The organism is Enterobacter sp. DVT3837 (assembly GCF_056238685.1).
On sequence record NZ_JBWDLA010000001.1, the window covers coordinates 2,157,506 to 2,171,056 of the forward strand.

A 13,551-nucleotide genomic window follows, 5' to 3' on the forward strand; every position below is an offset into this window, starting at 1 on the left:
GGGCTGGGTGAGGGCATCAGGCCGCGGTCTATTCAACAAAAATATGCGGATAGAATCGTGATAGATCCTGCGTGATCAGGGCGCGATCTTCGCGGATGCCAATCCCGGCTGGCTGATCGTTGATGAGCCAGCTGCCAATCAGCGTGTAGCTGTCGCCAAATTTCGGCAGTTGATAAAATTCCTGGACGATCATCCCTTCTTCGCCGTAAGGCCCTTCAACCGCTTCCAGCGTTTTGCCGTTTTCGATAATCGACACGTTCGCCCCTTCACGGGAGAAGATCGGCTTCACGACGTATTTCTCCATTTGCGGATAATCATCTTCCGCAAAATACGCAGGCAGCAGGTTAGGATGGTTCGGGAACATTTCCCACAGCAACGGCAGCAGGGCTTTGTTGGAGATAATGCTCTTCCATGCGGGTTCCAGCCAGCGTACGCCTGCATCTTCCAGCTTGGTGGAGAACATTTCGCGCAACATATATTCCCACGGGTAGAGCTTGAACAGGTTGCTAATCACCTGATCCTGCAGGTCGGTAAACTGACCTTTCTCACCCAGGCCGATATCTTCGATATAGAGGAATTCGGTTGCTACTTCCGCTTCGGCGGCGCAGTCCTGCAGATACTGAACCGTCCCGCGATCTTCTTCCGTGTCGCGGCAACAGGCGAGGTGCAGCAGGTTGAAGCCAAATTGTTCGCGCAGCTCGGCAAAACGCTCTATCAGCTTTTCCTGCAGGCTGTTGAACTGATCGCTTCCTTCCGGCAGGTTTCCGGCATTGGCCTGGTCTTCCAGCCAGATCCACTGGAAGAACGCCGCTTCGTATAAAGAAGTGGGCGTGTCGGCGTTATTTTCAAGAAGCTTAGGTTCACCCACGCCGTCCCATGCCAGGTCAAGGCGAGAGTAAAGCGAAGGCTGATTCGTTTTCCACGACTGACGGACAAAGCTCCAGGTGTGCTTTGGAATGCGGAATTTTGCCATCAGCTCGTCGCTGTCGATGACTTTATCCACCACCTTGAGGCACATCTGATGCAGCTCGGCCGTCACTTCTTCCAGTTTCTCAACCTGGGCGAGCGTGAGTTTGTAATAGGCATCTTCACACCAGTACGGCTCGCCGTACATGGTGTGGAAGTTAAAACCGTATTCGGTGGCTTTTTCGCGCCAGTCCGGGCGCTCGGTGATACTGACTCGCTCCATGATCAGCCGCCCATTGAGCGAGTAGAGGAGCCTGTCGCGCTACGCTGCATGCTGGTCTGCTTCGCTACGGATTCACCAAACCCGCCACGGGTGATGGTGCTGGTGGTCGCAGGCTTCGGCGCCATCGCCGTTTTCGGGACGGTCACAGTGCGGCCTGGGGTTGCTGCGCCGTAGCCTTTGCCGCTGGCGTCGGTGTATTGACCATAAGCCGGGCTGGCCGGGTTTTTCGAGCTAAACAGCGGTTGCTGCTGATAACCCGCACCGCCACCCATCAGACGGCCCATCATATAACCTGCCATCAGCGGCATCCAGAAACTGCCGCTGGACTGCGCCTGTGCCTGATTTTCCGGGGCAGTGCCCGCCTGAGCAGGCGTCTGCTGGCACTGACCTTCACCGAACTCTGCCACACAGTCTGCGCGTGAAGCATATTTCGGTGCGGTACGTTCTGCTTCTTTCAGGGCGTTGTTATAAGCAGTCTTACATTCAGCGGCGTTACCGGTTGCCGTTGAGCAGTCTTCCGCATTTTGATACAGCGAAACCGTTTCATCGGTTTTCTCACAACCTGCCAGCATAAAGACAGCCGTCACTGCCAGCGCAACAGGGGTGAGGTGACGCGCGTTCCAGCTTTTGCGGAACGAAGCGTGATTTATGGATTTTGTCCGTTTCATCTTTGTCTTCCAGGACCCAGTGGTAATAACGCTCAGGATAGAGGATGAGTGGTTGAAAATGAAGCGAAGAGGGGTGGAATCAGGGGGATCTTTACGTTGGCTTACGTTCGGGTGTGATTCAGATGCGCCCTCTCCCCGTGGGAGAGGGCCTGATGACAATCTTAGTTACGGAACGGGTTATTACCTTTGCTGGCGGACGTGGTCGTACGCGCGGCGGCAGGCTGTGCAGCAGGGGCGCTGCTGTTAGCGTTGAAGTTATCAACGGCGGCAACCTGATCAGGGTTCTCAGGTGCCACGCTGTCCGGCGACGTTGAGACCGGTTTGCCCAGTGCACTGTTCAGCATCTGCAGGTCTTGCTCGTTCAGCGTACCCAGAGCCTGTTTGATGTTCAACTGGTTAATCAGGTACTGGTAACGTGCGCTGGAGAGCTGTTGTTTCGCGTTGTACAGCGTGGTGGTTGCGTCCAGCACGTCAACGATAGTACGTGTACCTACGGAGTAACCCGCTTCCATCGCATCCAGGGAGCTCTGTGCAGACACCACGGCTTGTTTATACGCGTTGATGCTGCTGATAGAGGCGTTCACGTTGTTGAAAGAAGAACGTACGGTCTGCACCACGTTGCGGTGAGCACTTTCCAGCTGCTCGCTCGCGCCAACAAAGTTGTACTGCGCCTGTTTCACCTGCGAGTTGACCTGGCCGCCCTGATACAGTGGCAGGGAGAAGTTCAGACCCACTTTGTTCTGACCCATATTGCTGTCGTCATACTGGGCTGAGTTCGTTTTGGAGCCGCTGTAGGTCGTATCTGAAATACCGGTAGATGCACTGAGGCTCAGGGTAGGCAGGTGGCCATCCTGTGCCTGACGAATCTGTTCGCGGGCCAGATCCTGGCTCAGACGCGCCTGCAGCAAGGTCAGGTTACGGTTTTCCGCTTCTTTCAACAGGGCGTTGACCGCCTGCGGTTTATCCGTTTTGAAGCTGTCCACGTTCAGAGACGCCAGCTCAGGGTAGTAATTCCCGGTGACCTGACGCAGTGATTCCAGCGCGTTGTCGAGGTTGTTACGCGCGGTCACTTCGTTGGCCAGTACGCTGTCGTACTGTGAACGGGCGTTCTGCACGTCAGTGATCGCAACCAGACCTACGTTGAAACGCTGCGTGGTTTGATCTAACTGGCGGTAAATGGCCTGTTTCTGCGCTTCGGTGTAGGAGAGCGAGTCAATCGCGCTCAGCACGTTGAAATAAGCTGTGGCGGTGTTCAGGATCAGCGTTTGCTGGTCAGTCTGATAGGTCACATCCTGGATGCCTGCGCTCTTTTCCTGCAGGGTCAGGGCACGCCATTTGGACATATCAAACAGCGTTTGTGTCAATTGCAGTGAGGCGCTGGTAGCATTGGAGTTGACGCCGTTAGCGTCGCGGAAACCGTTGCTGTAGGTATAATCTGCACCTAAACCTAACTGTGGCAGCAATGGGCTACGCGCTTCGTTAATCTTTTCAAACGCAGCATCACGATCGGCCGCTGATTTACGTAAATCAGGGTTGCCCAGACGTGCCTGCTGATAGACCTGTAACAGGTTTTCCGCCTGGCTCATTGCACTGAAGCCCGTCAGGCTCAGGCCGATAAGGATGGGGAGCAATTTCTTCATTTGCATTCCTTGTTGTGAAGCAGTATTAGCGCTGATCTAATTAAAAAATAATTGCCGATTCTAACAGAATCTTCCATACCAAAAGGTTGGCGTTACGTGCCATCTGGCGGTAATTTGCACCAATCTAACATATAGCCTTGCAAACGGCAGCCAAACAGCCTTGAAATTCACAATTTCATCACCATTGCTACCAGGACTCGACTCATGCAGAAACCAGAAAAGTTGCCCGTGACATTCGCCAAAAACGATGTAGAAATTATTGCACGAGAAATGCTTTATAGCGGTTTTTTTTCGATGGAACTTTACCGTTTCAGGCATCGCCTGTTTAACGGTGAAATGAGCGGCGAAATCAGACGCGAAATTTTTGAGCGCGGGCATGCGGCAGTCTTGCTACCCTTTGACCCAGTGCGCGACGAAGTTGTGCTGGTGGAACAGATCCGAATTGCGGCTTACGACGTCAGCGAGAGCCCGTGGTTACTGGAGATGGTAGCCGGGATGATCGAAGAGGGCGAATCGGTCGAAGACGTTGCCCGCCGTGAGGCACTGGAAGAAGCAGGATTGGTGGTGGGACGTACAAAACCGGTGCTGAGCTATCTGGCAAGCCCGGGGGGCACCAGCGAGCGCCTTTCCATTATGGTAGGCGAAGTGGACGCCACGACGGCGGAAGGGATCCACGGTCTGGCAGATGAAAACGAAGATATTCGGGTTCATGTGGTGAGCCGGGAACAGGCTTATCAGTGGGTAGAAGAGGGGAAAATCGACAACGCAGCGTCTGTCATCGCCCTGCAATGGCTGCAACTGCATTATCAGACATTACGAAACGAGTGGAAAAAATGAAGCGTTATACACCTGACTTCCCAGAAATGATGCGCCTGTGCGAAACCAATTTCGCACAATTGCGCCGCCTGCTGCCGAAAAATGACGCACCCGGCGAAACGGTAAGCTATCAGGTGAGCAACGCGCAGTATCGGTTAACGATAACAGAATCAACGCGCTACACTACGCTGGTGGAGATTGAGCAAACGGCACCCAGTATTAGCTACTGGAGCCTGCCGTCGATGACGGTGCGCCTCTATCACGATGCAATGGTCGCTGAAGTGTGTTCAAGTCAGCAGATCTTTCGCTTCAAGGCACGGTATGATTACCCGAATAAAAAGTTGCATCAACGCGACGAAAAGCATCAAATTAACCAGTTTTTAGCTGACTGGCTAAGATATTGTTTAGCACATGGAGCAATGGCGATTCCGGTTTGTTAGCGTCATAAACCTACCTAAGGACACCATTTGGAAAGCCTGTTGAACCTGACTGTTGCTGGTGGGGCGCCAGTCAGGATATTACAAATCACCGATACCCACCTTTTTGCCGAAAAGCATGAAACTCTGCTGGGGGTCAACACCTGGGAGAGCTATCAGGCGGTACTTAGCGCCATTCACGCTGAAAATCGTGCATGCGATCTGATTGTCGCAACGGGCGATCTGGCGCAGGACCAATCCTCCGCGGCCTACCAGCATTTTGCTGAAGGCATCGCGAGCTTCAGTGTGCCTTGCGTCTGGCTACCTGGAAACCACGATTTCCAGCCGGCTATGTACAATGCCCTCCAGGATGCGGGTATTTCTCCGGCAAAATGTGTCTTTGCGGGTGAACAGTGGCAGATCCTGCTGCTGGATAGCCAGGTGTTTGGTGTCCCGCACGGTGAATTAAGCGAGTTCCAGCTCGACTGGCTGGAGACCAAACTGGCTGCTGAACCTGAACGTCATACGCTGTTATTACTTCATCATCACCCTCTGCCAGCGGGTTGCAGCTGGCTCGATCAGCACAGTCTGCGTAATTCTGCTGCGCTGGATCGCGTGCTGGCGAAATTCCCGCGTGTGAAGAATCTCCTGTGCGGACATATCCATCAGGAACAGGATCTCGACTGGAATGGTCGCCGTATGCTGGCGACGCCATCGACCTGCGTTCAGTTTAAGCCGCACTGTGCCAACTTTACGCTGGATACCATCGCACCAGGCTGGCGCTGGCTGGAACTGCATGCCGATGGTTCGCTGACCACGGAAGTCTGTCGTTTGACAGGCGCAAAATTCCGTCCGGACACCGCTTCAGAAGGCTATTGATGTCTACGCTCCTTTATCTACACGGATTCAACAGCTCGCCGCGCTCCGCAAAAGCGACACAGTTTCGCCAGTGGCTGAGCGAGCATCATCCCGATGTTGAGATGATTATCCCGCAGCTGCCGCCTTACCCGGCGGAAGCCGCGGAGATGCTGGAATCTATTGTGCTTGAACACGGCGGCGAATCATTCGGTGTGGTCGGCTCATCGCTGGGCGGATACTACGCCACCTGGCTATCGCAATGCTTTATGCTGCCCGCAGTTGTTGTTAACCCGGCGGTACGGCCATTTGAGCTGCTCCGTGACTTTCTTGGCGCAAACGAGAACCCCTACACCGGCCAGCAATATGTGCTAGAGTCACGCCATATTTACGATCTCAAAGTTATGCAGGTTGACCCGCTTGAAGCGCCGGATCTTATCTGGCTGCTGCAACAGACGGGTGATGAAGTGCTGGATTACCGCCAGGCAGTGGCGTATTACGCATCCTGCCGCCAGACTATAGAAGAGGGCGGAAACCATGCTTTCACGGGCTTTGAGAATCATTTCACCCAGATTGTCGATTTTCTTGGACTGCACAGCCACTGACAATCAATGCGAATTGCTAGTTTAAATCATGACGCAAACCTATAACGCTGATGCCATTGAGGTCCTCACCGGGCTTGAGCCGGTTCGCCGCCGCCCGGGGATGTACACCGATACGACGCGCCCAAACCACCTGGGCCAGGAAGTTATTGATAACAGTGTGGACGAAGCGCTGGCGGGCCATGCCAAACGCGTTGACGTCATCCTGCATGCCGATCAGTCGCTGGAAGTCATTGACGACGGACGCGGTATGCCGGTGGATATCCACCCGGAAGAGGGCGTCCCGGCCGTTGAGCTGATCCTCTGCCGGCTGCATGCAGGCGGCAAGTTCTCCAACAAAAACTATCAGTTCTCTGGTGGTTTACACGGCGTGGGGATCTCAGTCGTTAACGCCCTGTCTAAGCGCGTGGAAGTAAACGTCCGCCGTGATGGTCAGGTCTACAACATCGCGTTTGAAAATGGCGAGAAGGTGCAGGATCTGCAGGTCGTCGGCACGTGCGGTAAACGCAACACCGGCACCAGCGTTCACTTCTGGCCTGACGAAAGCTTCTTCGACAGCCCGCGCTTTTCCGTTTCCCGCCTGACGCACCTGCTGAAAGCCAAAGCGGTGCTCTGCCCCGGCGTGGAAATCACCTTTAAAGACAACGTTAACAACACCGAGCAGAGCTGGCGCTATGAAGACGGTCTTAACGACTATCTGTGCGAAGCGGTAAACGGCCTGCCGATGCTGCCGGAAAAACCGTTCGTCGGCAATTTCACCGGCGATACCGAAGCGGTGGACTGGGCGCTGCTGTGGCTGCCGGAAGGCGGTGAGCTGCTGACCGAAAGCTACGTTAACCTGATCCCCACCATGCTCGGCGGTACGCACGTCAACGGCCTGCGCCAGGGGCTGCTGGACGCGATGCGCGAGTTCTGCGAATACCGTAACATTCTGCCGCGCGGCGTGAAGCTGTCGGCGGAAGATATCTGGGATCGTTGCGCCTACGTACTCTCTGTGAAAATGCAGGATCCGCAGTTTGCCGGTCAGACCAAAGAGCGTTTGTCGTCACGTCAGTGTGCGGCGTTTGTCTCCGGCGTGGTGAAAGATGCGTTTACCCTGTGGCTGAACCAGAACGTTCAGGCGGCAGAGATGCTGGCTGAAATGGCCATTTCCAGCGCCCAGCGTCGTCTGCGTGCCGCGAAGAAAGTGGTGCGTAAAAAGCTGACCAGCGGCCCCGCGCTGCCGGGCAAACTGGCGGACTGTACCGCGCAGGATCTCAACCGTACCGAACTGTTCCTCGTGGAAGGCGACTCGGCGGGTGGATCGGCCAAACAGGCGCGCGATCGTGAATACCAGGCGATCATGCCGCTCAAGGGTAAGATCCTGAACACCTGGGAGGTCTCTTCAGATGAAGTGCTGGCCTCGCAGGAAGTGCATGATATCTCGGTGGCGATCGGCATCGATCCTGACAGCGACGATCTGAGCCAGCTGCGCTACGGTAAGATCTGTATCCTTGCGGATGCGGACTCCGATGGTTTGCACATCGCTACGCTGCTGTGCGCACTGTTTGTGAAGCACTTCCGCACGCTGGTGAAAAACGGCCACGTTCACGTGGCGCTGCCGCCGCTGTACCGTATCGACCTCGGCAAAGAAGTGTATTACGTGCTGACGGAAGAAGAAAAAGCGGGCGTGCTGGAACAGCTGAAGCGCAAGAAGGGCAAACCGAACGTTCAGCGCTTTAAAGGGCTGGGCGAGATGAACCCGATGCAGCTGCGCGAAACGACGCTGGATCCGAATACCCGCCGTCTGGTGCAGCTGACCATCAGCGATGAAGACGAACAGCAAACCAACGCCATGATGGATATGCTGCTTGCCAAGAAACGTTCGGAAGACCGACGCAACTGGCTGCAGGAGAAAGGCGATATGGCGGATATTGAGGCCTGATGCCCTCACCCTGACCCTCTCCCACCGGGAGAGGGAATTGGATCGTAGGCCCGGTAAGTGTTAGCGCCACCGGGCTTTTTTACATCAAAACTCCATCTTCACCGTAAACTGCACTTCGCGCGGATCACCAATCTGGTTGCCCAGGTTGTTGGTCGCAATGGACGATGTGTAGTAGGTCTTATCAAACAGGTTTTTCACGTTCACCTGCAACGTCACCGGATATTGAAACTTCATCTTATACGCCGCAAACGCATCCGCCACGAAATAGCCCGGCAGATAATAATCCGCACCGTTGGTTGCTGAGCGACGGCTCACGCCGTGTCCTCCTCCGCCGATCGTCAGGGTATTTCCGCCGATCACGTTATGAATATCGTACGTCAGGAACAGTGAGCCGGTATGGCGCGGCACGTTTGGCAGCGGCTTGCCTGCATAGTCCGGATCTTCCAGAACTTTTGCGTCGGTATAGCCGTAGCTGGCAATAATATTGGTGTTTTCCGTCAGAGACCCTGCCAGATCCACCTCTACACCCTGCGAACGCACGCGGCCGGCGGTTTTTGCGACGGTTTCTCCCGCGATGCTTTCGGTGTACAACACGTTGCGTTTGTGAATATCAAACAGTGCGATATTGGCAGTAATACCGTCGAACAGGTCAAACTTAGCGCCAATTTCATACGCATTTGATGTTTCTGGCGGCAGATCGCCGATGTAGCTCGCAATGGACGATTGCGGCATAAACGTCTGGGAATAGTTGGCAAACAGCGAGACCGCTGGCGTGAGTTTGTAAACCAGCCCCAGCTTCGGTGTCCACTGGTCGTCGCTGCTGTCGGTATTGACGTTGAACGGGCGACCTTTACCGGCGTACTGGGTGTAATACTGATAGCGCAATCCGGCGACGGCGATCCATTTATCGGTCAAGTACAGCGCGTCCTGAGCGTAGGCGGAGTAGCTCTCTTGCTTGATGGTCTGGTCGCTGTCTGACGCTGAGACAGTGGTGCACTTGCTAAGGTTGCCATACGTCGGGTTATAGATATTGAAATCTTTGACGTTTTTACAGCGGATCATATCCGTACGCAGCAGATCGTAATTCTCATACGATACGCCGGTCAGGATCTCGTTGTAGAAGCCAGCGATGTCCACATTCCCCTGCAGATCCGCACGTGTCGTATGCATCCTCTGGGTCGAGCCTTGCGTCGCATCTACGCGGCGGGTCAGGTTGCCAGTTTTTGAATCGTAGGCCATTACGCGGGCCTGGTTATCGCTGTATTTATCCTGGCTAAAGCTGTAGTCGAACTTTGCGGTCCACTGGCTGTTCAGGCGATATTCTGCGTTGAGCTGCGCCAGGTCTGACTGACCATCGGTGATGTTAAACGGTTCGTCAAAACGCGTTTTGCGATCAACGTTTACCGGCTGTTTGGTGTTGAGATCGAAGATCGTTCCGCGATCGAATGGTGTCTTATAGTCGCGATGCGAATAGAGCACGGTCACGGTGGCATCATCGCCAAACCAGGTCAGCGACGGTGCGATAAAGGTGCTGCGCTCGTTGCCAAAATTGCGCCAGTAATCTTCGTCCTGATACTCACCCGTGAGACGATACGCCAGACGCGTGCCTTCAATTGGGCCGGTAACATCAACCTGGCCGGTACCGCCGCCAAAGCTGGAAGAAGTGGCAGAAAGTGAGCCGCCGAAGGTCTTCTCCGGGCGTTTAGTGACGACGTTAATCAAACCGCCAGGATCGAGAATGCCATACAGCGTTGAGGCCGGGCCTTTAAGCACTTCCACGCGCTCGGTTGCGGCATTAAAACTGCGCGGCAGGACGGTGCGCAGACCGTTGGTCATGATTGACCCGTCGCGGTTCGCGCCAAACCCACGACGAACAAATGCATCCTGCGTACCGCCCAGAGTATTGGTTTGCACCACGTTGCTGACGTTATAGAGCGCTTCATCCAGCGTAGTGGCGTGCTGATCTTCCAGCACCTTATCGCTGACGGTATTGACCACCTGCGGGATATCCAGCATTGGCATGTTGGTCAGTGTCGCGGTGGAGGTATTCAACGGCTGATAGCCATTTGTAGCATCTGCCGTGGCATTCGGACTGGCGGTGACGGTAAGCGTTTCGCCGTCTTTAGCCGTTGTGTTGTCCGCTGCCTGTACCAACGGCGCCATAAACAGCAGTGAAAAGAGCGCGCGCCCTTTTGCCCCAGAGAGAGAAGGTGTGTACGTAGCCATTACATCTGTTTTCCCGAAATATCCCGCACATGAATGTTTGCGGAAGAATGTGTGAGTCATTGCCCTTAATGGTCTGTCCGTTAGCCTGTTCAGGCATCGAACATGTAATTGAGAATCATTCAATCACGTGAGAATGTAGTAGTAAATGGAAAAAAACAAAAATCGACTACAGCCGAAAATCACACGTAAAAACGAAACGAAATTGCATTTAACGTGATGAAATTAATGTATTTATGAGGTTTTGTGTTTTCGATTAATTTCTTGCTTATCCCTGTTTTTGCCAGGGTGTTTCTTCTCTTGACTACTACATGGCGCAGCGTCAAACTTCTCAAAAGAGAATGAGTTTTATTTTTATTTGTTAGTTTTTCATTACGTTGGCGTTCACGTGACTTACAACACGAAAAAATCGGGACTGGTTCTGGAGAACCTCTCTGCGGGTTATCAGAAAAAAATCATCGTTGATGATATCTCCCTTGCGATCCCTCAGCAGAAAATGACGGTGCTGGTAGGGGCGAACGGCTGTGGAAAGTCCACACTGTTGAGCACTATCGCGCGACTGCTGCAGCCGCTCGGGGGCACCGCGCTGCTGGACGGTAAAGCCATTCATGAGCAGCCGACCAAAACGGTTGCCCGTCAGTTGGGTATCCTTCCTCAGTCTCCGCTGCTGCCGGAAGGGTTAACCGTCTTTGAGCTGGTTTCTCGCGGGCGCTTTCCCTGGCAAAATTTTATGCGCCAGTGGAGCGACGAGGACGAACGGGCTGTTGAAGAGGCGCTGCACCTGACGGGGACGGCGGAGTTTGCGCATCTGCCGGTCGAAAGCTTGTCCGGCGGCCAGCGTCAACGCTGCTGGATCGCCATGGCCCTGGCGCAGCAAACGCCGTATATCCTGCTGGATGAACCGACAACCTTTCTCGATCTCCGCTATCAGGTGGAGATCCTGGAATTGCTGCATACGCTGACCCGCCAGCACGGACGCACCGTCGTGGTGGTGCTGCACGATCTTAACTTCGCGGTGAACTACGGTGATTCACTGATCTTTTTACGTCAGGGGAAAGTTGAAGGCGTATTGCATGAGGGCGATGCCTGCACGCCGGAACTGATCAAAGCGGTGTTTGATGTCGACGTGCATATGTCGGTTAACCCGTTAACCGGCAAACCGTTTTTTATGCCGTTTCGTCAGGTCACTGAAAAACCATGATACGCACGACGCTGGCTTTTATTCTCTTTGCGTTACTGCTGATGATGGGGGCGATCGCCCACCTGGGTATCGGCGCGCGCGTTATTCCTCCGCTGACGGTGGTCCAGGCGTTTTTTGATTTTAATCCCCATAATTTCGATCATAACGTCATTATCAAATTAAGACTGCTGCGCCTCAGCGCCGCGATGGTGACAGGCGCCGCGCTCGGCGTGGCGGGCGTCCTGCTGCAGTCCGTGATCCGCAACCCGCTCGGTGAACCGCATATTCTGGGGCTGAATGCCGGGGCGGCGCTGGCGGTGGTGCTGACGAGTGCGCTCGGGATGACGCTGCCGTTTGGTCGCCCGCTCGTTGCCGCCGCCGGTGCCGCCGCGCTGTTTTTGCTGGTGCTGATGTTCTCCTCGTCTGGCCGCACCGGGCTCACACCCATGAAAGTGACGCTGTGTGGCGTGGCACTGTCGGCATTTGCCTCATCAGTGACTGCCGCAGTCCTGATTCTGGATGAACAGACCCTGCTCGCCCTGCGAACCTGGCTGGCGGGGGATTTAGCGGGGGTAAAACAAGAAACGCTCCGGAGTGCCCTGTGGGCTGCTGCTGCCGGTTTTGTTCTCGCTATCGGAGTGTCGCCGTCGCTCAATATGCTGGCTCTGGGCGACCGGATGGCGCAGGGGCTTGGCGTGTCGCTGCTGAAAACTCGCCTGCTCGCCCTGCTGGCCATCGCGCTTCTCTGCGGTGCGGCCGTCTCTATCGCCGGGCCGATTGGCTTTATCGGCCTGGTCGTGCCGCAGCTCATTCGCCGTCTGGTGTCGGTCGATTTACGCGTGATGGTGCCGCTGTCTGCCCTGTGTGGCGCGCTGGTTCTGCTGCTGGCAGATATTGCCGCCCGTACGTTGTTTACGCCCTGGGAGCTGGCAACCGGCATCATGACAGCCCTGGTTGGCGCACCAGTCTTCATTTTCATGGCGTCGAGGATGTTCAAATGAACCGGGCCGGACTCCGCGCGATCCGTATTGGTCGCCTGTCGGCATTGGTTCGCCCGAAGACGCTGGCATGTCTGGCGTTTTTAGCACTGGTGGCATTAAGTCTGCTGGGCTTTGGTCTGACGCACGGTTCGTTGCCCATTCCCACCTCCGCTATTGCCCGCGCGCTGTTTTCTCCTGAAGGTCTGACAGCAGAGGCGCACTATATCGTGATGGATATTCGTCTGCCGCGCCTGCTGATGGCGATACTGTGCGGCGCAATGCTCGGTATGGCAGGGGCGGCCATGCAGTCCATCACCCGCAATGGCCTGGCCGATCCCGGTCTTATCGGCGTGAAAGAGGGCTGCAGTGCGGCAGTGCTGGTGCTGATCTTTCAGTTCCCGGCGTTGAGCCTGGCCTGGCGTCCGCTGGCAGGAATGGCCGGGGGACTACTCACTGCGATGCTGGTGATCTTGCTGGCGCGTGATATTTCGCGCCCGCGATTCATCCTGATTGGCATCGGCGTGTCATGGGCCTTTGCTGCTGCAATGGGCGTCTTTATGACCACCGCCGACGTGCGTGACGTGCAGACGGCAATGCTCTGGCTGGCAGGAAGCCTGCATGCGGCAAACTGGACGCTGGTGGGCCTGGCTGCACTCTGGACGCTTCCCGCGTTTGCGTTGTTACTGTTTACCGCGCGTGCCGCCGATGTTGCGTTACTCGGTAATCAGGCCGCAACAGGCCTGGGCGTGCGTACAACCCGACTGGCACTGCTGCGCGTTCTCGCCCCGGTGGTGCTGACGGCGGCCTGCGTCTCCTGCGTAGGCAGTATTGGTTTCGTGGGACTCATTGCACCGCATATGGCACGTCTGCTGCTGCGTGGTGGGCAAACTGCGCTCCTGACGGGAAGTGCTGTGCTGGGTGCGCTGCTGGTGCTGCTGGCGGATAACGTTGGCCGTCTGGCATTTCTCCCGCTGCAACTGCCAGCGGGAATTGTGATTTCATTGATTGGCGGACCGTTTTTCCTGCTGTTGCTCTGGCAGCGTCGGGACAGATTTTAG

The 13,551-nt window shown here is 55.4% G+C and carries 12 protein-coding genes; 8 read left to right on the forward strand and 4 right to left on the reverse strand.

The window, feature by feature from the left end:
- Positions 1 to 28 precede the first annotated feature (28 nt).
- From AC0XWG_RS10575 to tolC, 3 genes are all read right to left on the reverse strand, one after another.
- Positions 29 to 1,189 (reverse strand): glutathionylspermidine synthase family protein, encoded by a 1,161-nt coding sequence (locus AC0XWG_RS10575; RefSeq protein WP_049005062.1) that lies wholly within the window; start codon positions 1,187 to 1,189, stop codon positions 29 to 31.
- A gap of 2 nt (positions 1,190 to 1,191) precedes the next feature.
- Positions 1,192 to 1,857, reverse strand: a complete 666-nt coding sequence (locus tag AC0XWG_RS10580; protein ID WP_028017154.1) for a DUF1190 family protein — start codon at positions 1,855 to 1,857, stop codon at positions 1,192 to 1,194.
- Between the two features lie 161 nt (positions 1,858 to 2,018).
- Positions 2,019 to 3,497 (reverse strand): outer membrane channel protein TolC, encoded by a 1,479-nt coding sequence (gene tolC, locus AC0XWG_RS10585; protein WP_475680568.1) that lies wholly within the window; start codon positions 3,495 to 3,497, stop codon positions 2,019 to 2,021.
- 204 nt (positions 3,498 to 3,701) lie between these two features.
- On the opposite strand from tolC, the gene nudF reads away from it, so the two are divergent.
- The 5 genes from nudF to parE are packed head-to-tail and all read left to right on the forward strand — an operon-like array spanning position 3,702 to position 8,110.
- On the forward strand, positions 3,702 to 4,334 hold the full coding sequence (nudF, locus tag AC0XWG_RS10590; protein ID WP_028017156.1) for an ADP-ribose diphosphatase: 633 nt from the start codon (positions 3,702 to 3,704) through the stop codon (positions 4,332 to 4,334).
- Entirely contained in the window at positions 4,331 to 4,753 is a 423-nt protein-coding gene (locus tag AC0XWG_RS10595; RefSeq protein ID WP_014833293.1) for a DUF1249 family protein, read from the forward strand. Before nudF ends, AC0XWG_RS10595 begins: the two co-directional genes overlap by 4 nt.
- A 27-nt stretch (positions 4,754 to 4,780) precedes the next feature.
- Positions 4,781 to 5,608, forward strand: coding sequence for a 3',5'-cyclic-AMP phosphodiesterase (gene cpdA, locus AC0XWG_RS10600; protein WP_108090476.1), 828 nt, complete (start codon positions 4,781 to 4,783; stop codon positions 5,606 to 5,608).
- Positions 5,608 to 6,189 carry an esterase YqiA gene (gene yqiA / locus AC0XWG_RS10605; RefSeq protein WP_028017158.1) on the forward strand — a complete coding sequence of 194 codons (582 nt, stop codon included), beginning with the start codon at positions 5,608 to 5,610 and terminating at the stop codon, positions 6,187 to 6,189. The genes cpdA and yqiA overlap by 1 nt, the downstream gene beginning before the upstream one ends.
- 28 nt (positions 6,190 to 6,217) lie before the next feature.
- Complete coding sequence (gene parE, locus AC0XWG_RS10610; RefSeq protein ID WP_475680569.1) at positions 6,218 to 8,110, forward strand: DNA topoisomerase IV subunit B; 1,893 nt, start codon at positions 6,218 to 6,220, stop codon at positions 8,108 to 8,110.
- Between the two features lie 84 nt (positions 8,111 to 8,194).
- Here parE and AC0XWG_RS10615 read toward each other — a convergent pair whose 3' ends face one another.
- Positions 8,195 to 10,336, reverse strand: coding sequence for a TonB-dependent siderophore receptor (locus AC0XWG_RS10615; protein WP_128347232.1), 2,142 nt, complete (start codon positions 10,334 to 10,336; stop codon positions 8,195 to 8,197).
- A gap of 385 nt (positions 10,337 to 10,721) precedes the next feature.
- Between AC0XWG_RS10615 and AC0XWG_RS10620 the strand changes: the two genes are divergently transcribed.
- The 3 genes from AC0XWG_RS10620 to AC0XWG_RS10630 are packed head-to-tail and all read left to right on the forward strand — an operon-like array spanning position 10,722 to position 13,551.
- Positions 10,722 to 11,534 (forward strand): ABC transporter ATP-binding protein, encoded by an 813-nt coding sequence (locus tag AC0XWG_RS10620; protein WP_028017161.1) that lies wholly within the window; start codon positions 10,722 to 10,724, stop codon positions 11,532 to 11,534.
- Entirely contained in the window at positions 11,531 to 12,514 is a 984-nt protein-coding gene (locus tag AC0XWG_RS10625; RefSeq protein WP_028017162.1) for a FecCD family ABC transporter permease, read from the forward strand. The genes AC0XWG_RS10620 and AC0XWG_RS10625 overlap by 4 nt, the downstream gene beginning before the upstream one ends.
- Positions 12,511 to 13,551, forward strand: a complete 1,041-nt coding sequence (locus AC0XWG_RS10630; protein WP_128347233.1) for a FecCD family ABC transporter permease — start codon at positions 12,511 to 12,513, stop codon at positions 13,549 to 13,551. The genes AC0XWG_RS10625 and AC0XWG_RS10630 overlap by 4 nt, the downstream gene beginning before the upstream one ends.

Coding starts and splice junctions, on each gene's coding strand:
- AC0XWG_RS10575 (WP_049005062.1), bottom strand. CDS start 1,189: ATGGAGCGAGTCAGTATCACCGAGCGCCCGGACTGGCGCGAAAAAGCC.
- AC0XWG_RS10580 (WP_028017154.1), bottom strand. CDS start 1,857: ATGAAACGGACAAAATCCATAAATCACGCTTCGTTCCGCAAAAGCTGG.
- tolC (WP_475680568.1), bottom strand. CDS start 3,497: ATGAAGAAATTGCTCCCCATCCTTATCGGCCTGAGCCTGACGGGCTTC.
- nudF (WP_028017156.1), top strand. CDS start 3,702: ATGCAGAAACCAGAAAAGTTGCCCGTGACATTCGCCAAAAACGATGTA.
- AC0XWG_RS10595 (WP_014833293.1), top strand. CDS start 4,331: ATGAAGCGTTATACACCTGACTTCCCAGAAATGATGCGCCTGTGCGAA.
- yqiA (WP_028017158.1), top strand. CDS start 5,608: ATGTCTACGCTCCTTTATCTACACGGATTCAACAGCTCGCCGCGCTCC.
- parE (WP_475680569.1), top strand. CDS start 6,218: ATGACGCAAACCTATAACGCTGATGCCATTGAGGTCCTCACCGGGCTT.
- AC0XWG_RS10615 (WP_128347232.1), bottom strand. CDS start 10,336: ATGGCTACGTACACACCTTCTCTCTCTGGGGCAAAAGGGCGCGCGCTC.
- AC0XWG_RS10625 (WP_028017162.1), top strand. CDS start 11,531: ATGATACGCACGACGCTGGCTTTTATTCTCTTTGCGTTACTGCTGATG.
- AC0XWG_RS10630 (WP_128347233.1), top strand. CDS start 12,511: ATGAACCGGGCCGGACTCCGCGCGATCCGTATTGGTCGCCTGTCGGCA.